This window comes from Clostridium sp. TJA020 (assembly GCF_058310295.1).
Window position 1 is genome coordinate 36,884 of the sequence record NZ_JBZEFC010000002.1, and the last position, 21,361, is coordinate 58,244.

The window sequence follows — 21,361 nt, forward strand, 5'->3', positions numbered from 1 at the left end:
ATATGTTTTAAATGTACGCATTGAGAGAATTATGAGTGGCGTGCTATTCTATAAGGTTTATAGATTAGCTGCGCTTTTTTTTAACCACTTTGTTAAAATTTTAACTTATTTTATGGTATAATGGAGGTATTTTTTATGGATTATTCAAAACAATATAAAGAAAAACTTATAACAGTGGATGACGCACTAAACCTTGTCAAATCAAATGATGAAATAGTTTGTTCACTAGGACCATGTGAACCACAAGGTTTTCTTAATAAATTACATACAATTAAAGATAGAGTTGAAAATGTTAATGTGGTAACAATGTTAAGCTTAAATAAGTATATTTATAATACAGATGAATCTATGAAAGGTCACTTTTTTAATGAATCTCTATTTATGGGAGGACCTGCAAGAAATGCTAGAAAAAATGGATTAGGAGCATATATCCCTACTCACTTAAGATATTCTGCTACTAAAAGATTAAGATATAGAAAACCTAATATATTTGTTGGAGCTGCAACTCCAATGGACAAACACGGTTTCTTCTCACTTTCACTTTCATTAGTTTATGAACGTGAAAATGTAGAAAAAGCAGATATAGTAATTCTTGAAGTAAATGAAAACTTACCAAGAACTCATGGTGATACACAAGTTCATATAAGTGAAGTTAATTATATAATGGAAAATACAATCAAAGTTCCAGAACTTCAACCAAAAGAGCCATCAGAAACTGACTTAGTAATTGGTGATTATATAGCATCTTTAGTTGAAGACGGTTCTACTATACAACTTGGTATTGGTGGAATTCCAAATGCTGTTGCTAAATCTTTAATGACAAAAAAAGATTTAGGTGTTCACACAGAAATGATTACAGAAGGAATAGTTGACCTTTTTGATTCTGGAGTTATTACAAATAGTGAAAAAACTCTTCACAAAAATAAAATAATTGGAACATTTGCTCTTGGAACTCAAAAACTTTATGACTTTTTAGATGATAATCCTTGTGTAGAATTAAAATCTTGCTCTTATGTAAACGATCCATATGTAATTGCAAAAAATAAAAAAATGATTTCAATAAATACAGCTTTATCTGTTGATTTGACAGGTCAATGTTCATCTGAAAGCTTTGGATTTAATCAATATAGTGGAACAGGTGGACAAAGCGATACTGGAATTGGAGCATTTATGTCAGAGGGAGGAAAATCAATTATAGCACTTCACTCTACTGCTAAAAATGGTACAATTTCAACTATATCAACAGGACACGCACCTGGAACTGCAATCTCTTATTCTAGAAATGATGTTGATTATGTTGTTACTGAATATGGTATCGCAAACCTTACAGGAAAAAGTGTAAGAGATAGAGTTAAAAGTTTAATAAAAATAGCTCACCCAAAATTCAGAGATGAGCTTACAGAGTTTGCAAAAGCCAATAATCTTATTTAATAAGATTTAATGTTATAAAATTAAAATTTATAAAAAAGGATGTGTTCAATATGACTGAAAAAGAATCAATTAAAAATATGGAAAAACAATTAGCTATCTTAAATAATCAAGTTAAAATGCTTGAAATTCTTACAAAAAACTCATCCTCTTGTGAAGAAATACTAAACTACTTTGGTGAAGAAAGTTCTGATTACATTGAAAATATAATCAGAAATGCATCACAAGTTCTAGGTAATTAAGCTCAATACTAAATTTATAATATAAATATTTCAATAATATAATACTTCGTTCAAAATAAAAAGGATATGTTATAAAATATAACATATCCTTTTTATTTAATTAATATTAAAACTTTTAACCCATTATTTTTTATATTTAAAATAAAATATTTAAGCTAAGTGCTAATTCAAAAAGACTTATAATCATAGAAGTTATACTATTAAACATTAATGGTATTGCAAATACTATTAATTTTTTATATTCATCATTATTAACTATATTTATTAAATTTTTTATTATCATCTTAATCACTCTTCATATTCTATTAAAAATGAAGAGCAAATAAGGCGCATAAACCATAAGATAAAATCCTCCTGTAATTATTCGTTTAACTATATTAAAAAGGTATTAGATTAAATCTAATACCTTCTCTTATATAAATTTATTAACTATCTAACATATCTACAGCTGCTTCTTCTTTCTTTAAAAGCATATTAAGTATAATTGAAACTACTATCGCAATAACTGCTGGCACTACCCATGCAAATCCTACATTAGCTAATGGTACAAATTTAAATATTCCATTAAGAGCTGTTACTCCAAATTGAGTATGAAGAACATCTAATACTGATACTACAAGAGTTGTATATACTGTAATCTTATAAGTTAACTTACTCTCTACTCCAATTATATTAAATAATATAAGAACTATTTGCATTGGGTAAAAAATCATAAGTATTGGTACTGCAAGTGATATTATACTGCTTATACCTGCAATAGACATAACTGCTGATGCAACACAAATAACTGCAACTATAATTTCATATTTAATCTTTAACACCTTTGAGAAAAACTCTCCTACCATAGCTGTTAAACCAATTGATGTTGTAAGACATGCAGCTGCAACAGCTATTCCAAGTGCTACTTTACCAAAGTTACCTAAAATTAAATGAGCAATACCTATAGTTAGTTCAGCTTGACTTATATCTTGTGGAAAATATCCTCCAAGAGCTGCTCCTAAGTATAATAATCCACCATAAACAAATATAAAACCAATACTTGATACTATACTCGCTTTCTTTAAAATGGATTTTTTTTCTGAATCTTTATTATAACCTAAAGCAACTATTGCATTTATAGCAATTACTGCTGTAATTGGTGCTCCTAGTGCATCCATTGGTTGATATCCATTTATAAATCCAAAACTAAATCCGTTTACTGTACCATCTCTAAATGCATGTTCAGTAAAAAATATACCTTTAATTATAATTACTGAAAGTATAATTAAAATTATTGGTGTTAATACCTTACCAATATATCCTACAATTTTTGTTGGTTTTAAAGTTAATATAAGTGTTATTGCAAAAAATATTGCTGCAAAAATACCAGGACTTATAGTATCTCCTATATTAGGTAATAAAGCCATTTCATAAGTACTTGCTCCAGTTCTTGGAATTGCAACAATTGGTCCTAAACATATTAAAATTAATGCTGTATAAATATTTGTAAACTTAGACCCTATCTTTTCTCCAAACTTTTCTAAACTACCTGCTTTATTAAGTGCCAATATTCCAAGAAGGGGTAGTCCTATTCCTGAAATAAAAAATCCTAATAAAGACATAAACCAATCTTTTCCTGAGTTTATACCAATCTCTGGTGGAAATATTAAGTTTCCTGCTCCAAAGAATATGGCAAATATTGTGAAACCTACTGCTATGAAATCATGTTTTCTTTTCATGTTCATACCTCCTATACTACTATTAAATTTTTCTTTTAATTTTTTGTACTTAAATCTTAACTTTTCTAACTATACTACTGTCCCACTGCTACAATGTTTCATCTATTTTATCATATAAAACATTATTTTGTAAATATTACAATATAATAAAATAAATTTAATTTTAAGCTTAAATTTTTATACAATTACTATTATTTTATAAACATTGTATTAAATTATTAATCCTATTTTAAGCCTTATTTATTAATGTTCTACTTAATATTCTTTTAAATAATTCAATTTATAATTTGTTCTTTAGTTTATTTAAATCCAAAATTTTAAATACTAATATACTTTACTAAAATTAAAGAGCCTATTTAAAATAAAAATTTCATAAATAGACTCCCTTAATATTATTATTCTGTTCTTAATGATTCAACTGGGTCTAATTTAGCAGCTTTTCTTGCTGGTATAAGACCTGAGCACATACTTATAATAGTACTTACAACAATACCACAAATAGCATAAGCTGGTGTTATATTTACAACATCAATATAAAAAACTTTCATTGAAGCTATATTTGCAAATTTTTCTATTAAAAATGCACTTACAAGCCCTATTATTCCACTAAATAATCCTATCAAAAATGCCTCTGATACAAATATTCTTTTTATATCTTTTCTTCTTGCACCTATTGCCCTTAATAGTCCAATTTCTTTTGTTCTCTCAACTACACTTATATGAAGTACTACTAATATCATTATTGATGAAACAATTAAAGAAATAGCTGCAATTCCTGCAAGAACTATTGTTAATACATTTAACATAGTAACCATTTGATCTCCCATAATTTCCTGAACTGAACCTTGATACCCCATATCTAACATTTTTGTTTTTATATTACTTGCCTCTTCTTTTGTATTTGCAATAAGATATATTACACTTGTATCTAAGCTTTCACCTTGCTTTTTAAGTAATGAGTTTAAATCATCATAATTCATAAATACAACTTCTGTTGTTTCTGACATACGATCTTTATTTCCTGTTGTGTAAACTCCACTTACTTTAAATGTTCCTTCAACTTCAATCCCTTGAACTAAAGTATTTAATTTTACCTTCTTACCAATAATATTTCCACCAAGTTCTTTTGAAATTAGCTCACTTACTAATATCTCATTCTTTTTAGGTAACTTACCCCTCTTTAAATTTTTATCAGTTATAGCAGATGACATGCTATTTAACATCATAATATCACATTTTTTATTTCTATATTCTAATATATTATTTCCTGAAATGTTTATATAACTAAACCCCTTTTCTACTTCTTTAACACCTTCTATTTTTGATAACTCTTTTATGTTTTTTTCTTTAAAAGGCTCCTTTGCTCCCATCATTGCTTTCATTGCAGCTGCTGGATTATTTGGATTATTAGAATTTTTTTCTGCTGGCATATTAACTTCAACTACTAAAGGATTCATAAAACTTTTTATCATATCATTAAAGTATGTTTTCATTCCATTACCTAATGATAGCATTAATACAACGCTCATAATCCCTATACTTACCCCTACTGCAACTAATATATTTCTCTTAAGTTTTTGATTCATATTATTTGCAGCAAGTCTTATTGCTGAAAAAAAACTTAAATTTTTATTGCTTTTATTTTCTTCTATATTTTTAAATAAAATATTATTTAATGGGGTTTCCTCTTTATCTTCAACTATTTCTCCATCAAATATTTTTATTATTCTACTTGAATAGGCTGCAACTTTCTCTGAGTGAGTAACCATTATTACAAGCTTACCTTTTTTTGCAATATCTTTTATAATATTTAAAACTTGTTCTGTTGTTTCTGAATCTAATGCACCAGTAGGCTCATCTGCAAGTATTATTTCAGGGTCATTAACTAAAGCTCTTGCTATTGCAACTCTTTGCTTTTGACCTCCTGATAATTGATTTGGCTTTTTATTTATATGATATTCAAGTCCAACTTCCTTTAATACCTGTGTAGCTTTCTTTATACGAATATCTTTACTTACATTAGATAAAGTAAGTGCAATAGTTACATTATCTAATATGGATAAATGAGGTATTAAATTGCAACTTTGAAATACAAAACCTATTTTCTTTTTTCTATATTCATCTAATTCCTTCTCTTTAAAGTCTCCTATGTTCTTTCCATTTATAAGTAATTGTCCAGTAAAATCTGAATCTAATCCACCAATTAAATTCATCATTGTAGATTTACCACTACCCGATTCCCCTATTATAGATACAAGTTCTCCTCTATTAAAAGCCACATTAATATTTTTCAAAGCATGAAACTTTTCTTTATTGCCTAACTTATAGTACTTATTAATATTTTTTAATTGTAATAAATCCATATTTTATCTCCTTTAAGTTAATGTTATAAGACCAATAAATTTAAAATAAATCTATATAACAACTTCTCTATAATAATTTAAATATATAACTTTAGACCTTTTATATTTTCTCTACTTTTTAAATAATTAATCATATAATATAAAAAATAAATTAATTAATATGGACTTTTCGTACAATTTAATTTTATTGATATTTAAATTAGCATAACTTCATATTTTCCCATATAAAAAAAGAACTGTAAAAAACAGTTCTTTTTTAATTTATACTTATTATTTTTGTTCTTCTACTTTATTTTTCTTTTTAATAAGTACTATTCCAAGTAATATGCATATAGCAGCTACAACAATAGATAATGCTCCATATTTATAACCAGTACTAGGTAAATTACTATCCTTATCTTCTTTGCTATTATCTATTTTGTTTGAATCATTTTCCTTAGTATTTGCTTGAGTATTTACTACTTTATCTTTGTTTGCTTTATTATTTTTATCTACATTTGCAATAACATTATTATCTTTTGGATTATTATTAGATGAATTAGCTACATTATTCTCTTTATTATTAACTACGTTATTATCTTTATTATTTGTTGGTTTTGTAGCATCTTGTTTATTATTTTCTTTATTTGTATTTTCATCTACTTTATCTTTGTTATTTTCCTTATTTGCAGATTCATTATTTTTACCTTTATCTGAATTATTTTTATCATTATCAACTTTAGTAGGTTCTATTGCAAATCCAGTTTGTGAAGTTGTGTGTGGTTTTTTAGCTGCAAGTAAATCTTTATATAGTAAATAATATGAAGCTGATGACCAACTGAAGTTTTTACAATTTAATCCATCACCGTTTTCAGGGTTATAATTTTCTCTTATAGGTCCATCTCCTGTTAATCTTTCAGCCTTATTAAATAACTTTTCTGTCATTGCTTTTGCTTCTTTATCATAACCATAGTTTTGAAGTGCTTCTACTCCAAATAAAGCTTGGTCTAACCATACTGGACCTCTCCAGTACTTAGTAGGTGAATATTTAGCATTATCCTTTGAAGCTGTTGGGAATGGCATTGGAGTATTAAACTTATTTGGATCTACCATATTTTTTTCTACTGCTTGAGCTTGCTCCTTAGTTGCCATTTTAGCCCATAAAGGTATCCAGCCTTCAGTACCTTTTCCTCTATTAACTAATAACTTTTTCTTTGTTCCATCATTATTGATTTGAAGGTCATAGAAAAATCCTGTATTTTTATCAAACATATTTTCATCTACATATTTCTTTATATGTTTAGCTTGATTTTCGAAGTTTTTAGCATCTTCCCCCTTGCCTAAAACTTCTGCCATTGATTTTAAGAAACCATCTTCAGCATAAAGATACGCATTTAAATCAACTGATTCTTGATTTATAGAATATCCTACAACTTTTCCATTTTTATTTTTATTTTCAAATACCTTTACTCCTACATCTCCATCGCCTGATCCTTTAACATCAAATCTAGTTGCATTATCCATTCCACTTTCCCAAGCAGCTGCCTCAATGATTGCATTAGAATCAAACTTTGGATTTCCATCTTTATCTTTAATTATATTTCCATTTTTATCATATAAATAATGAGCATTATGAACCATAGCACCATATTCTGCTATACCATTTTTGTCATGATCTCTATTTTCATACCACCATTTATGATAAGCTACTAACTTAGGATACATTTCTTCTAAGAAACTTGTATCACCTGTTTGTTTATATACATTCCATACTGACCAAGCTGATAGAGGTGGCTTAGAATTTCTCTCATTCCAGTTACCTCCCTTTCCTCCTCTTTCTGAATCTTTATTATAGAATATTGCATCTATTACAGCCCCAGCATCTTGTGGTCTAATTTTATCACTTGGTTTTATTTGATAATCAAACATAGCTCTTATATTGTTTTTAGCAAGTTCTCCATCAAAATTAGCAGCAGCAACTGCATGTTTCCATGAATCCCATGCCCACATTCCTAAAAACCATTTATATGACATTGAAGGTACAATTCCATCATGCTTAATTGCACCAGCTTTACTTTTCCAGTTTGTAGTTATAGTTTCCATAGCTTTCACTGCTACTTTGTCATATTTAGGATCTACATTCTTTGTTCCATCGAAAGTTTTATTTAAGTATCCTTGCCAACGTTCATTATTTTTATTAAAATATGTATCTCCATTAGCTAATAAATTATTTACCTTTTCATTTTCTTTAGTTTGCTCTTCCTTTGTAAAAGTATAACTTTCTGTTGTGTATGTTTTAAACTCTTTGTTTGGTAATATTTTTACACCTTTATTTAATTCAGTTGTATAATTATTACCATCTACCTTTGTATTTGTATCACCATTATAATTTATTGTAAATTTAGTTTGGTCTGTTGAGAAAAAGTTCCAAGTATAATTAATGTTTGAGAAAGTAATTTCTACTCCATTTTTAGTTGCTAATAATTTCTGATTAAGAGGTGCTGAGCCTCCTCCTTCTTTAAACTCATTAAATATATGACCTTTCCATCCTAATTTAAGATTTAAATCTTTATCAGTATTATTAATTATAGATGTTTGAATTAATGCTGTTCTATTAGTTGGAAATATAAGTTGTAAAACTAAAGTAAAATCTTTTAATTTGTAATTTTCAACTAGCCTTCCTGGATAATATGTAAAAGATGCTTTGCTATCTTTTGCTAAATCATATACTTTTCCAGTATCTGAATTTGTTATGTATATTTTACTTATTGAATCTGATAAATTAACTGGATATTCTTGTCCAATTATTACTGGACCTTGGAAATCCCCATAATTTTTTGTATCACTTTCTTTAAGTAAATAATATCCATGCCATGCACCATTATCAGAAAAGTTGCAGTATTTATTATTTGAATTTTCTCCATATAAGCTGCTTGTTATATTACCCTTTATATCAAGCACATTTTTATAATCCGTCACCTCTTTTCTTTTATCACTGGCAAATGCATTTACCCCAGTACAACTTAAAAGCATAATTGATGATAGTCCAAAAGAAGCAATAGATTTCATTGCCTTTTTGTTTAAACTCATTAAAAAACTCCCCCTTTTATCTCTTAAGTTATATCAATTAACTAAATTATTTAAATTAACCCAATTACCTATTATTTTTAAATATCTTAATGAAAATACAACTTCGTTTCTTATATTATCCAAATTTTATAATATAAAAATTTCAATAGTTAACTAATATCTCTTAAAAGAAAATTTAAATATTATAATAATCAGGAGTTATTATAAAATCTTTTTAAAACGTTTTCAAATATACTAAATTAACTTATTTCATTTTTCTTATGTGTATTTTATATATTTTTTAGTATAATAAAATATTTTTAAAAACTTTTATTAAAATTATATATTTTTTCTATAATTTGTTTAATTTTATAAAAGGCTTTTATTAATTAAAAATTCAAATATTTTAAAGAAAAAAATAATAATTTAAATTCAAAAATAAATTATAAATTAATAGAAAAAGGACTATTTAAAATAGTCCTTTATTTCATATAATATATTAAATATTTAATTTTATATTATGTAAATTTTATTTATTAGCAAACTTTTTCTTTCTAAATCTTGTGGCACTAATTAATACTCCAACAAAACATATTATAGCTGCAACTACATAAACAAAATCTGTTGCACTTATAAATACTTGATCTTTTCCTTTAATGTAATTTGTAACAGTATATCCAAGCATACTACTCATTTTACTATATAAAAGAGTTGTTCCAAGTGTTACTCCAGATATCATACCTAAATTTCTAACTAAAGCATTTACACTTCCTGCAATTCCAAGCTTATCTCTTTTTACAGTAGACATTACAAGTGTATTATTTGGTGATTGGAACATTCCATTACCAATTCCCATTAAAACAGAATATACTCCAACAAGCCATAAAGGAGTTAATTCATTTATTGTTGACATAAATATAAAACTTACAGAAAGCATGCAAAGCCCTATAAGTGCTATAAGTTCTGAACCAATTTTATCAGCTAGACTTCCACTTAAAGGAGATATAACTGATAAAGTTATTGGATATATCATCATAAATAACCCTGCATAAAATGGTGTAAGATTTAATACATCTTGAAGATAAAATGGTAATAAAATTGTAAAACAACTTATTGCTATAAATGATATAAATCCACAAAATATACTAATTGAAAATAAGTTGTTTTTAAATATACTTAAATCCAAAACTGGTGATTCTATTTTTAATTCTGTAAAAATAAATAATATAAATGATACTATACTTATTAAGAATCCAAGAAGTATAGGAGTCCTTTTATATCCCATAAATTGTCCTTCTGTTAATGATAATACTATTGATATTATAAATATTGCAAAAAGAACTGTTCCAAGTATATCTATCTTTTTATTCTTTTCCCCCTTTTCTTTAGGTAATATTTTCATTGCTGCTATAAAAGCTATAATTCCTATTGGTACATTTATTAAGAAAATATATTCCCATCTAAAGGATACTATCATTCCTCCAAGTGCTGGACCAACCATTATACCAAGTGCAACTGATGCCCCTGATATCCCAACTGCTCTACCTCTTCCACCTTTTGAAAAAGCATCTGTTATTATACCAAGACTATTTGCCATAGTAATTGAAGACCCAATTCCTTGGAAAACTCTTGATGCAACAAGTAAAGGTAATGTATGTGATAATCCACAAAATAATGATCCTAAAGTAAATAAAAATATTCCTATTTTAAAAGTATTACATTTACCTTTTACATCCCCAAATCTTCCTCCAAGTAATATTAAGCATGAAATTGCTATAAGGTAGCTTGTAACAATCCATTGAACAGAAGCCATAGTTACACCTAAGTCTTCTGATATAATAGGAAGTGCTACATTAACTATGCTACTATCTAAGCAATTCATGAAAGTTACTGTTACTACACATATAAGTATCTTCCATCTATTATCATGGAGAGGATTATAAGTGTTGTTTTTCATTTAAACTCATCCTTTCTTTTCATTTGTTTAATTATTTTAAAAGCATGAGAATAATTATAATATAAATAATTAAGTAATTTCATAAAGAAAATTTAGCTTTGAAAGCTAATTAAACATAATTAACATTACAATGCTTAATTATACTCATTATTACTATTGTTTAATATTAAAATTATTTAATAATATATCTTTAATAATAAAATAGAGTACCTTAAAACTTTAAAAGGTACCCTATCGTTTATGTTAATATGATGTTCAACCAAAATTTATAAATTAATATATTAATCTTAAAAACTCTTTCTTATCTTCTGTAATAATCTTTTTCTTATTATATACTTATATTTAGATTATTATTCATAATACTTATATTTAGATTATTATTCATAAATTTTAATATATATAAAATTTTTATCATTCTTTTATATAATTTATAAAACTCTAATCTTTAAATTATTGTTTATAAATTTAAATACTTTTTATAATAAATCTTTTAAAATATTACTGTAATTTGTTATTATCATATCTACATTTAAATCAATCATTTTTTGCATATCTTCTTTTGTGTTTACTGTATAAACATTAACTTGCAAAAAATTATCATGTGCTTTATCAACAATTTCTTTTGTAATACTGTTATACTCTGGATGAAGTGCATTAGCTCCTACCATTTGAACATAATTGTATGGTTCATATAAGCAATCGCAATAAAGTAATCCTGTTTTTATTTTTCTATTTAACCTTATGCACTTTCTTATTGAATAATGGTCAAATGAAGAAACTACTACTCTATCTTCCATTTCATACTTTTCTATCATTTCATAAACTTTATCTTCAATATTTTTATAATGAATTATACTATTTTTAATTTCTATATTTATAAGCTTATTATTTGTTTTCATAAAATCTAAAAACTCCTCAAGTGTTGGAATTTTAAGACCTTTAAATTCTTCCCCAAATTTAATTCCTGCATCTAAGTTTTTTAATTGATTGAGTGTATAATCTTTTATAAATCCTGTTCCATTAGTTGTTCTATCAACTTCTTCATCATGACATATAACTAATTTATTATCTTTTGTTAAATGTACATCTAATTCAATTCCATCACATCCAGCTTCTATTGCTTTCTCAAAAGCAAGCATTGTATTTTCTGGATATAAACCACTTAGTCCTCTATGTGCTATATTTAATGTCTTTATCATAATAAATTGCTCCTATAATTTATTTTTATATGTAAAATTTTAATAACTTAATAAATAATTTTATATAGTAAATTATACATTTTCCACATCACAGTATATTATATTATCTACACTACACAATTCTTTACTTATGTCTGATGTGGTACTAAAAGTTTTTGTTTTTAATACAAATTCTAAAACATATATACTTTCATTATTATCATTTATTTTACTTGTTTTTAGTCTTGATATTTTATAACACTCTTTAGATAATATATCCATTAGTTTTTTATCTGGTGTACTTGATAACTTTAATGTTATATCAAATGCTCTATAACAACATAATCTATTAATTTTTTTAAGCAACTGAAGAACTATAAGAACTATAACACTTGAAAATATTCCAATGAAATACATTCCTGCACCAACTGCTAATCCTATTGCTGCAGTTGCCCATATTCCTGCTGCTGTAGTTAACCCCTTAACTATTTTCTTTTCTAAAAATATAGTTCCAGCTCCTAAAAATCCAATTCCACTAACTACTTGAGCTGCTATTCTACTTGGGTCTAGTCCAATTGATTGATGTGATAGTAAATCATAAAATCCATATTTTGAAACAATCATAAACAAAGCACTTCCAATTCCAACTAAAAAATGAGTTCTAACTCCCGCTTCTTTAGAATTCATTTCTCTTTCAAAACCAATAGCACCTGCTAATAAACCTGCTAATATTAGCCTTAAAAAAATTTTCAAAATATCTTGAACTACCATTTTTTACTCCTTAAATTTTATATAATAAAATAATTCAAATTTAAATTAATAAAAAATATTAAGTAAATATTTTTAAATTTATATACAAAGTAATATTTAAATATATAAAAAACAAAAATTTTCTAAATTTTATTATATCACTTTGTGAAAACAATTTCAGAAATATATTTTATCTATTTTAAAAAATTTATCTTATATTATTTATTTTTATCATTAATTTATACTTATTTTTAAATTATTGTAACTAAAAATAAAAACCGCTAATAATATAGCGATTTTCATTTAAATATTTAATTGTGGTACTATTATATGTTTTATAAATAATCCTACATCAATTATATATATTATAGTTGATATTAAAACTGCTGGTATTATAGTTACTATGCATACAATATTGATTAAAAATAATATTAATTTATTTGTATTTATATACTGACTTCTTATATTTTTTATACTAATTACTAAAGCCCAACTAAATATAATTATTCCCATAATCATTATTAAGTTAATTAAAAACAATTCATTTCTACTATTACTATTTAGAGCAAGAGCAAGTGATATAATAATAAAGGTTGCAATATTTAATAAATACATACCAGATAAAAAATAATCTAACTTAACCTTATAACTTATATAAACTCTTAATGCAAACAAGCAAACTAAAAGTATTAATATTAAAATTTTAATCATCCCCTACCATATTTTATTAACCCCTTTAACCTTATTCCCTCCTTAAATCTTATTTAATTCCCCTTAAACAATTTTTATTTATTCTTTTAATCAATTAATTAAATATAATTTTTTATAATTTAATATATTTAAATTATAATAAAATTTCCAATATTTGTATACAAACATTTTCTTTTATTTTCATTTTATAACTATTTATACTATAATAAATTTTGTATAAAGGTTTTAAAATTTTTTATGTTAGAGGGTATATGATATGTTTGAAAAATTTTACGAAGATTTATTGGAAAAAGTTAATTGTGGTAACCGTGCTGTAATGCTTACATATTTAAATTTAAATAATGATACATATGGTTCCATAGAAAAAAAATTAGTTTTAACTTATGATGAAGTAAGTAAAAGAGCCATTGAATTAGACAATATTATTTATGAAAAAATTAATACTGCACTTTCAACTGGACAAGTAGAAACTATTTCTATTTCAAAAAGTAAAGGTTTACTAATAGAACCTTTCTTTCCAAAGCCAAGATTAATAATTTTTGGTGGTGGTCATGTAGCCAAGCCTTTAGTAGATTTTGCATCTAGAATAGGTTTTGCTATAACTGTTATAGATGACAGACCTTCTTTTGCTAATTCAACTCGTTTTCCTAATGCAGAAAATGTTATTTGTGAAAGCTTTGAAAATTCCTTTAATATTATTAATCTTAGGGATTCAGATTTTGTTGTTATAGTAACTAGAGGTCATAGACATGATGGTTTAGTACTTAGAAAGGTATTAAATTATAATCTTAATTATGTTGGAATGATTGGCTCTAAACGTAGAGTAAAAGGAATGATGGATGAATTAATTGAAGAAGGCTTTTCAAAGGAAAAATTAGATAAAGTTAACTCTCCTATTGGTCTTGATATTGGTGCAATTACACCTGATGAAATAGCTATTTCTATAGTTTCTGAACTTATTATGTTTAAAAATAAAAATATTTTAAAAGTTAATTCTAAGAAATTTTCTTATCCTGATTTTGATAAAGAAGTATTTTCAGAAATATATAAAAATGAAAATAAACCAAAAGCTGTTATAACTATAATATCTTCAAAAGGCTCTGTCCCTAGAAAAGCTGGCGCTAAAATGATATATAAATTTGATGGAAGTACTTTGGGAAGTATAGGTGGAGGATGTAGCGAAGCTTCTGTATTATCTAAAGCTAGAAATATTATGCTAAATAAAGGTTTCTTAATTGAACATGTTGATATGACTGGTGATGTAGCTGAATCAATGGGAATGGTTTGTGGTGGAATTATGGATGTTATTATAGAATCATTTTAAAAAAGTAGACAGGTTTAACCTGTCTACTTTACTTTAATAACCTTTACCCATTTTCCTAAATAATTTCTCATAAAAAACTCCTACTTATTTTAATCTATAAGTATTTGTACCTGACAGCTATAATAATCTGTATTAAAGAAATCATTAAGCAAATCAATTTCTATATAACTTTTAACATTTATATTATTTTTCTTAATATACTCATTTAACTTTATTAAACTTTCTTTTTCATTATCCTTGCTATAAGCTAGAGTTAAATACCTTCCTTCTTCTAAAACTTTAATATTTTCATCTTTATAAATTTCATTATCAAAAAACTCTAAGTCTTCTTCTATTGTATTAAATACATATTTAGATTTTAAATTTCTATTTTTTATACTTTCATTTTCTAAAACTAAACTATAAATTATACCTCTCTCAATAGAAACATTTAATCTTTTATTTTTAATAATTTTATCTAAATCAGAATAATAAATAAGCTCTTTTAAACTTCCAGCTTCCTTACATGGAGTTACAACTATATAACGTTTCTTGAAATATTTTATTTCTATATCTAAATTATTTAATAAACTTTTTGAATAACTTACTATCCCCTTTAAACTATTTATATTATCAATTATTTCTTCCATCTTCCTTATATTTTCTTCTGCTTCTAGTTTCTTTTTATTTAAAAATAAAATTAATTCATCAGTATTACAGTTTTTAAAAAGTTCCTTAAGTTCCTTTATACTTGTTCCTAAAGTTCTACATCCTTTTATAATATCAATATGAATAAATTGATCTATAGAATAATATCTATACCCTGACTCTTTATCTATATACTTTGGTATAAGTATTCCAACCTTATGATAATACCTTAATGCCTTTATTGTAATATCTTTAATTTTTGAAACTTCCCCAATTGAAAATAAATTCTCCATAACTCCCTCACCTTTTATAAATATATTTTAATACATTATTGACTCTCCCCTTAGAGTATATATTACTATAATTATAAAGTATTTAATCTTAAAAAAACATTTATTTAAAAGGGGTTTGATTTTAATGAGTAAAATTATTTATAGAGATTTAATTAAAGATGATTATAATACTGTAAAAAAAATGATTTGTGATGCCTTTGGATTTAAGGATTTTATTAAAGATACAAAATATTTAGATTCATTATTAACTTTATATCTTCAAAGCTGTATTTTGGAAAGTTCTTTTAGTAAAGTTGCTGTAAAAGATAAAAAGGTTATTGGAATTATATTAGGAAATAGTAAAAATAAAAAAAGTAGCTTAAAGAAAGCTTATAATAATTTTAGTTTTATTTCTAGTGGATTTAAAGTTATTTTTGCTAATAAAGAAAATAGAAAATCCTTTAAGGAGTTTATGAAAGTACAGAATGCATATAATGAAATTATTAAAGGTAAAAAGAATAATTTTGATGGTTGTATTCAACTGTTTATTGTATCAGAGGAGTGCAGAGGTTTTGGAGTTGGTAAGAAGCTTTTAAATTATTTGTTTGATTATATGAAAAGTTCAAATGTGAAATCATTGTATTTGTATACAGATACTAGATGTAATTATGGATTTTATGATAGTCATAACTTTAAACGTATAAATGAAAAGGAAGTTTTGTTTGATTCTTTTAATGAAAAGCTTGATGTATTTTTGTATAGTTATAGCTTTTAAATAATTGAAGTAAGTTAATATAAAAAAGCTTAAGTGTTTATAACTTAAGCTTTTTCTTTCTAAAACTATTTAAAAATTAAAATTTGAAAGTCCTAAATGATTTTTACAAAACTCCAAATTATCAAATTCCTTCTCTTTAATATACTTTAACATATCTGTTAAATAATTTTTATGATGTCCAAGCCCCTTAGAAAATAATTGAATAAACTTAACAATTTCTTCTTTTGAAACAGTTTCATTTTTTAAATACATTCCAACTAAATAAAATCTTATAAGTGAATATCTCATTAAAAGCATTATATATCCATCAAACATTGAGTCATTCTCTGAAAATGGGAACATATAATTATAAATAAAATTAACTATATAATTTTCAAAAATATAGCTATTTTTATATAAAAACTCTTTATTATAATCCTCAAAAGCTTTTATATACTCTTTTGAATACTTACTTAAATTATCATCTTCATTTAACTTAAAAGCTTTAATTATATCTTCTGTATGCTCTTTAAATAAAGGACTATCCACTTCTCTAAAGTTTTTGAAAAACTTCATTACTTTTTGGAAAAAGTCTAATGATATAATATAGCTCATATTATCTTTTCCATAATAATCTCTCATTTTATTTATATCATAATTTTCTATAAACTGTTTAACTCCTTTAAAGTTATAAGAAACTTCTTCCTCTAATGAGCTTATAAATTCACCTAATATATAAAGTCTTTCATTTATATCAAAATTTCTATTTTGAATTATTTTTATACTTAAATCTCTTATTTCTTTAAAATATTTTACTGGTGAATTATTAAACATTTTATCCTTTGTATTTACTTCACTTGATATTATATGTTTACCCAAAGTTTCTTCTGACTCTGAAAATTTAATTCCATCTTCTTTTAATAAAAGTATTCTTGCAGCTTCAGGACAAGATACATCAAGTGACATTTCATAAAATCCATCTATTTTATTTAATATTCTTGGAAAAGATGTACAAACATTTGAAAGATATTCTTCTCCTAAGTTTGATTGAATTATGCAATAATTTTTTTCATCTAAAAAAGGACATCTCTTATCTTTTTTTAATTTTACCTGTCCGTAATCTACATCATCACTTGTTTTACATTCATTATTATGTACATTTTTTTGGAACATTTTTTTCATTTTTTCATCTTTAACTTTATAATATTGTCTAAAAGTTATTTTATCTATATCTATATTCCAGCCAATACAACAACTATCTTCACAAGCTCCACCTATACATTTAAACTCTTTTAAATAGGTTGGATATCTTTTTTTTATATTTGTTCCCATTTTCTTTACTTCCTCTACATTTAAATTTTTTCTATTTATATTTTACATAAATTTTATAAAAATAAAAACAATACACCTTTAAAACTCATAAATTAATATTTATTTTTTAAACTTACTGCTTATTATTTTTTTGCACAATATTTATAATATCTTCAAAATATAAGTTAAATAAAAAAAGACCGTCTATTTTAAGACAGCCTTTTAATTATTTAATATTAGTAATTAATATATATTTAAGTACTTTGCCAAATTATTTGATATTATAGATTGTTTAAAAGAATTAGTAATTAATATATATTAAATTGCTTTTAAATAGTTAAGGTATATGTTTCCTTAATTATTTAATATTAATATTTAAAACTAAATTTTTTAAACTATAAATAAAATATATTTATATAATTTATGTTCCACAATAAGTTTTGTAATTACAATTTTTCTTTTCAGGTAACTTAGCATATTCTTCTTGTTCTTTTGTATGAGCATATGGATTTTTTAAAGCTTTAATTAAATTATTCATTACACTATAATCCCCATTTTCTGTTGCTGCTTTTAATGCTTCTTCTACTCTATGATTACGTGGAATTACTGCTGGATTATTATTTTTCATAAGTTCTATTGATTCTTCCATTGATTGCTTTTGTCTACTTAATCTATCTTTCCATAACTTATAAAAGTTTTTAAATTCCTCTTTATCAAAAAGCTCACTATCTTCTACTTTATTAAATGTTAATTCTAAAAATGTATTAGTGTAATCAGCTTCGTATTTATACATTATACTTAAAAGGTAATCTATTAAAGTTTCATCATCCTTTTCTTCATTAAAAATTCCAAGTTTTTTTCTCATACCATTAAGCCAAGTTTTTTTATAAATATCTGGATAATTTGAAATTGCTTTTTGAGCTATATTTATTGCTTCTTCCTTATTTTTATGAAGAAGTGGAAGTAAGCTTTCTGCAAATCTTGCAAGATTCCAACCTCCAATGTTTGGTTGATTGCCATAAGCATATCTTCCTGAAACATCTATGGAGCTAAATACTGTATCTGGATTATAAGTATCCATAAATGCACATGGTCCATAATCTATTGTTTCTCCACTAATTGTTACATTATCAGTATTCATTACTCCATGAATAAATCCAACTAATTGCCACTTAGAAATAAGACTTGCTTGTTTTTTTATAACTTCTTCCAATAAATAAAGGTACGGATTTTCTTTGTTTAATCCCTCTTTAAAATGTCTATTTAAAGTATAATCAGCTAAAGCTTTAAGCTCTTCATAACTTCCAAAGTTTGAAATGTATTGAAAGGTTCCAACACGAATATGACTTTTAGCAACTCTTGTTAATATAGCACCATCTAAGTAGTTTTCACGAATTATTTTTTCACCAGTTGTAACTACTGCTAAACTACGACTTGTTTCAATATTAAGTCCATGCATTGCTTCGCTTATAATGTATTCTCTAAGCATTGGACCAAGTGCTGCCTTACCATCTCCACCTCTTGAATAAGGTGTTCTCCCTGAACCTTTAAGTTGAATATCAAATCTTTCTCCTTTAGGTGTTATATGCTCTCCAATTAATACAGCTCTCCCATCACCTAACATTGTAAAATGTCCAAATTGATGTCCTGCATATGCCTGTGCAATAGGCTCTGCTCCTTCTGGAATTTCATTTCCTGAAAATATATTTACTCCATAATCACTTTTTAAAACATCAGAATTTAATCCTAAATCTTCTGCTAAAGAATCATTAAATATAATTAATTTTGGTGCAGATACATTACTTGGATTTTGTATAGTAAAAAACTTTTCTGGAAGATTTATATAACTATTTTCAAAATTAAAGCCTGTTTCTCTTAAATTTTTCTCCATCTTATCTCCTTTTCTATATGTAAAATTTAATCTTATATTTTAAATTAATATTTTATTGTGTTCGAATCTTATATTTTTAATTTGAAAATATAATAAGTAATAAAATAATAAATATTTTAATTTTAAAATTTTACTCTTACTTTTATTCATTTAGGTAAAAAAATAAAATAGTATTTATTTTTTAACCTTAATATAAATTTCTATATTGATAATTTCAGTCTTAACAATTTATTTCTATTAACAATAATTATCCTTACCTTTATACTTATAATACATTATTATGTACAATAATCAATATAAAAATGATTTAAAATTTATATAAAAAGAAGTAGCTTAAAATTTTTGTCTATTCTTTAATTAAAAGACATTAATTTATATGCTACTTCTTTTCTATATAATAATTTTCTATATAATAATTTTTTATATAATGTTTATTTTTATATACTATCTCTTTAATTTATATTGTACTTCTTTATATGTTTACTTATTTAAATACTTTGTTTTGCTCCAATTTAAAATAAATTCAGTTAATTCTTCTTTATTTTCTTCAAGTTGCTTTACTCTATTAACATTTGCTCCTGATGGATGTGGAAAGCCTTTAAGTATTTGATTTTTACTTATTACGCCTTCATCTTCTAATTTACATAAAACTTCTTCGACTGCTCTTCCAAGTGGGATTAATAATATATCATTAAAATGATTTAAGCTTTTAAATTCATCAATAAAATTTTCATAAACATATTTCATTAAAAAATCACTTTTAATTAATTTTGGAGTATGACCTGAATAGTTTTGCTTTTTTACAAATACTGAATAAGGGATTAATGATACTGTATGTAATAAATAATCTTTATCAGAAAAAAGTTCACTACAACTATCTAAATTAAAAACTTTATTAAGTCCTATTTCATCTAACATACTTATTATATTTTTTCTTAAAGAACCACTAAATCTTCCAGCAACTTTACACTTATATTGAATTTCTTTTATATCATTTGTTATTTCAAGTTCTTTTCTTGCCTCTGCTATTGCTGTACTCATTTGCTGAAATCCTGGAGTTATTCCTATTATAAATATTTTTGCCTTCTTATTCATGTATTCATTATGTGGGACATAATATATTTCAATATTATCTTTTTCCTCTATTAAAAAATCTTTAGTTAAAAGTTCTTCTTTTGTATACTTAGCTTTTATAGGTAATTTCTTTATTTTATCTATATAATCATATAATGTTTTTTTCATAATAACTCATCTCCAAGTTAAGTTTTTATACAATACAGTATTTACATTTTAATTTTATATTATAATATATCTTCTAAAGTATATTTGCCCATTTCTTTAATAAATGTATTTAATGATTTTGATATAACAACTTTTAGCTTACAATCATCTTTAATTAATGGACACATATCACTATTTCCCATACAAGAAACTAAATTTAAATTTTCTTCTGTTAAAACTAGAACGTTACCTAAATTTATTTCTTTAGGTTCAACCCCTAGTCTTAATCCGCCATTTCTTCCCTTTAAAGATATTATATATTCAGTTTTTGCAAGCTTATTAACTATTTTCTTTAAATGATGCTTTGATATATTAAGCTCATCTGACATCTCATCTATTACTGAAATTCTCTCTTCGTTTTTTGCTAAATATATTAGCATTCTAAACGCATAATCTGTAAACTTTGATAACTGCATTTTTTATCTCCTTTAGTAATTAAATCTATATAAAATTATATCAAAAAAAATATATAAAATAAAATGTGCATTTTACTTGCACATTTTATT

17 protein-coding genes are annotated in these 21,361 nt (G+C 24.8%); 4 read left to right on the forward strand and 13 right to left on the reverse strand.

The features are described from left to right. Positions 1 to 135 precede the first annotated feature (135 nt). Both AC4FQ1_RS04175 and AC4FQ1_RS04180 read left to right on the forward strand, forming a co-directional pair. Positions 136 to 1,431 (forward strand): acetyl-CoA hydrolase/transferase family protein, encoded by a 1,296-nt coding sequence (locus AC4FQ1_RS04175; RefSeq protein WP_491148218.1) that lies wholly within the window; start codon positions 136 to 138, stop codon positions 1,429 to 1,431. Positions 1,432 to 1,481: 50 nt separating this feature from the next. Further along, a complete protein-coding gene (locus AC4FQ1_RS04180) occupies positions 1,482 to 1,670 on the forward strand; it encodes a hypothetical protein (protein ID WP_303130231.1) in 189 nt (62 codons plus the stop codon). Between the two features lie 136 nt (positions 1,671 to 1,806). Here AC4FQ1_RS04180 and AC4FQ1_RS04185 read toward each other — a convergent pair whose 3' ends face one another. The 8 genes from AC4FQ1_RS04185 to AC4FQ1_RS04220 all read right to left on the reverse strand — a co-directional run bounded on the left by AC4FQ1_RS04185 (position 1,807) and on the right by AC4FQ1_RS04220 (position 13,395). Continuing rightward, on the reverse strand, positions 1,807 to 1,953 hold the full coding sequence (locus AC4FQ1_RS04185) for a hypothetical protein (protein ID WP_491148221.1): 147 nt from the start codon (positions 1,951 to 1,953) through the stop codon (positions 1,807 to 1,809). A gap of 142 nt (positions 1,954 to 2,095) precedes the next feature. Beyond that, on the reverse strand, positions 2,096 to 3,388 hold the full coding sequence (gene brnQ / locus AC4FQ1_RS04190) for a branched-chain amino acid transport system II carrier protein (protein ID WP_303130235.1): 1,293 nt from the start codon (positions 3,386 to 3,388) through the stop codon (positions 2,096 to 2,098). A 395-nt stretch (positions 3,389 to 3,783) separates the two neighbouring features. After that, positions 3,784 to 5,751 (reverse strand): ABC transporter ATP-binding protein/permease, encoded by a 1,968-nt coding sequence (locus AC4FQ1_RS04195; RefSeq protein WP_491168997.1) that lies wholly within the window; start codon positions 5,749 to 5,751, stop codon positions 3,784 to 3,786. Between the two features lie 270 nt (positions 5,752 to 6,021). After that, positions 6,022 to 8,820 carry an alpha-glucosidase gene (gene ygjK, locus AC4FQ1_RS04200; RefSeq protein ID WP_491168998.1) on the reverse strand — a complete coding sequence of 933 codons (2,799 nt, stop codon included), beginning with the start codon at positions 8,818 to 8,820 and terminating at the stop codon, positions 6,022 to 6,024. A gap of 508 nt (positions 8,821 to 9,328) precedes the next feature. Continuing rightward, positions 9,329 to 10,756: an MFS transporter gene (locus AC4FQ1_RS04205; RefSeq protein WP_491168999.1), complete on the reverse strand. Its 1,428-nt coding sequence runs from the start codon at positions 10,754 to 10,756 to the stop codon at positions 9,329 to 9,331. Positions 10,757 to 11,232: 476 nt separating this feature from the next. Further along, a complete protein-coding gene (locus AC4FQ1_RS04210; RefSeq protein WP_491169000.1) occupies positions 11,233 to 11,955 on the reverse strand; it encodes a glycerophosphodiester phosphodiesterase in 723 nt (240 codons plus the stop codon). Between the two features lie 72 nt (positions 11,956 to 12,027). Then, a complete protein-coding gene (locus AC4FQ1_RS04215) occupies positions 12,028 to 12,705 on the reverse strand; it encodes an MgtC/SapB family protein (protein WP_303130244.1) in 678 nt (225 codons plus the stop codon). Positions 12,706 to 12,987: 282 nt separating this feature from the next. Continuing rightward, positions 12,988 to 13,395 (reverse strand): hypothetical protein, encoded by a 408-nt coding sequence (locus AC4FQ1_RS04220; RefSeq protein WP_491148231.1) that lies wholly within the window; start codon positions 13,393 to 13,395, stop codon positions 12,988 to 12,990. A gap of 256 nt (positions 13,396 to 13,651) precedes the next feature. Between AC4FQ1_RS04220 and AC4FQ1_RS04225 the strand changes: the two genes are divergently transcribed. Next, positions 13,652 to 14,719, forward strand: coding sequence for an XdhC family protein (locus AC4FQ1_RS04225; RefSeq protein ID WP_491169001.1), 1,068 nt, complete (start codon positions 13,652 to 13,654; stop codon positions 14,717 to 14,719). An 89-nt stretch (positions 14,720 to 14,808) separates the two neighbouring features. On the opposite strand, the gene AC4FQ1_RS04230 is transcribed toward AC4FQ1_RS04225, so the two are convergent. After that, positions 14,809 to 15,639, reverse strand: a complete 831-nt coding sequence (locus tag AC4FQ1_RS04230; RefSeq protein ID WP_491169002.1) for a MerR family transcriptional regulator — start codon at positions 15,637 to 15,639, stop codon at positions 14,809 to 14,811. A 124-nt stretch (positions 15,640 to 15,763) separates the two neighbouring features. Between AC4FQ1_RS04230 and AC4FQ1_RS04235 the strand changes: the two genes are divergently transcribed. Further along, positions 15,764 to 16,393 carry a GNAT family N-acetyltransferase gene (locus AC4FQ1_RS04235; protein ID WP_491169003.1) on the forward strand — a complete coding sequence of 210 codons (630 nt, stop codon included), beginning with the start codon at positions 15,764 to 15,766 and terminating at the stop codon, positions 16,391 to 16,393. A 69-nt stretch (positions 16,394 to 16,462) separates the two neighbouring features. Here AC4FQ1_RS04235 and fliB read toward each other — a convergent pair whose 3' ends face one another. From fliB to AC4FQ1_RS04255, 4 genes are all read right to left on the reverse strand, one after another. Continuing rightward, complete coding sequence (fliB, locus tag AC4FQ1_RS04240) at positions 16,463 to 17,704, reverse strand: flagellin lysine-N-methylase (protein WP_491169004.1); 1,242 nt, start codon at positions 17,702 to 17,704, stop codon at positions 16,463 to 16,465. Positions 17,705 to 18,104: 400 nt separating this feature from the next. Continuing rightward, a complete protein-coding gene (locus AC4FQ1_RS04245; RefSeq protein ID WP_491169005.1) occupies positions 18,105 to 19,574 on the reverse strand; it encodes a protein adenylyltransferase SelO in 1,470 nt (489 codons plus the stop codon). A 480-nt stretch (positions 19,575 to 20,054) separates the two neighbouring features. Then, positions 20,055 to 20,816, reverse strand: coding sequence for a hypothetical protein (locus AC4FQ1_RS04250; RefSeq protein WP_303130774.1), 762 nt, complete (start codon positions 20,814 to 20,816; stop codon positions 20,055 to 20,057). Positions 20,817 to 20,875: 59 nt separating this feature from the next. Further along, entirely contained in the window at positions 20,876 to 21,271 is a 396-nt protein-coding gene (locus AC4FQ1_RS04255) for an RrF2 family transcriptional regulator (RefSeq protein WP_491169006.1), read from the reverse strand. Between the last annotated feature and the right edge of the window lie 90 nt (positions 21,272 to 21,361).

Coding starts and splice junctions, on each gene's coding strand:
- AC4FQ1_RS04225 (WP_491169001.1), top strand. CDS start 13,652: ATGTTTGAAAAATTTTACGAAGATTTATTGGAAAAAGTTAATTGTGGT.
- AC4FQ1_RS04220 (WP_491148231.1), bottom strand. CDS start 13,395: ATGATTAAAATTTTAATATTAATACTTTTAGTTTGCTTGTTTGCATTA.
- AC4FQ1_RS04230 (WP_491169002.1), bottom strand. CDS start 15,639: ATGGAGAATTTATTTTCAATTGGGGAAGTTTCAAAAATTAAAGATATT.
- brnQ (WP_303130235.1), bottom strand. CDS start 3,388: ATGAAAAGAAAACATGATTTCATAGCAGTAGGTTTCACAATATTTGCC.
- AC4FQ1_RS04250 (WP_303130774.1), bottom strand. CDS start 20,816: ATGAAAAAAACATTATATGATTATATAGATAAAATAAAGAAATTACCT.
- AC4FQ1_RS04195 (WP_491168997.1), bottom strand. CDS start 5,751: ATGGATTTATTACAATTAAAAAATATTAATAAGTACTATAAGTTAGGC.
- ygjK (WP_491168998.1), bottom strand. CDS start 8,820: ATGAGTTTAAACAAAAAGGCAATGAAATCTATTGCTTCTTTTGGACTA.
- AC4FQ1_RS04235 (WP_491169003.1), top strand. CDS start 15,764: ATGAGTAAAATTATTTATAGAGATTTAATTAAAGATGATTATAATACT.
- AC4FQ1_RS04210 (WP_491169000.1), bottom strand. CDS start 11,955: ATGATAAAGACATTAAATATAGCACATAGAGGACTAAGTGGTTTATAT.
- AC4FQ1_RS04205 (WP_491168999.1), bottom strand. CDS start 10,756: ATGAAAAACAACACTTATAATCCTCTCCATGATAATAGATGGAAGATA.
- AC4FQ1_RS04175 (WP_491148218.1), top strand. CDS start 136: ATGGATTATTCAAAACAATATAAAGAAAAACTTATAACAGTGGATGAC.
- AC4FQ1_RS04180 (WP_303130231.1), top strand. CDS start 1,482: ATGACTGAAAAAGAATCAATTAAAAATATGGAAAAACAATTAGCTATC.
- AC4FQ1_RS04245 (WP_491169005.1), bottom strand. CDS start 19,574: ATGGAGAAAAATTTAAGAGAAACAGGCTTTAATTTTGAAAATAGTTAT.
- AC4FQ1_RS04215 (WP_303130244.1), bottom strand. CDS start 12,705: ATGGTAGTTCAAGATATTTTGAAAATTTTTTTAAGGCTAATATTAGCA.
- AC4FQ1_RS04255 (WP_491169006.1), bottom strand. CDS start 21,271: ATGCAGTTATCAAAGTTTACAGATTATGCGTTTAGAATGCTAATATAT.
- AC4FQ1_RS04185 (WP_491148221.1), bottom strand. CDS start 1,953: ATGATAATAAAAAATTTAATAAATATAGTTAATAATGATGAATATAAA.
- fliB (WP_491169004.1), bottom strand. CDS start 17,704: ATGGGAACAAATATAAAAAAAAGATATCCAACCTATTTAAAAGAGTTT.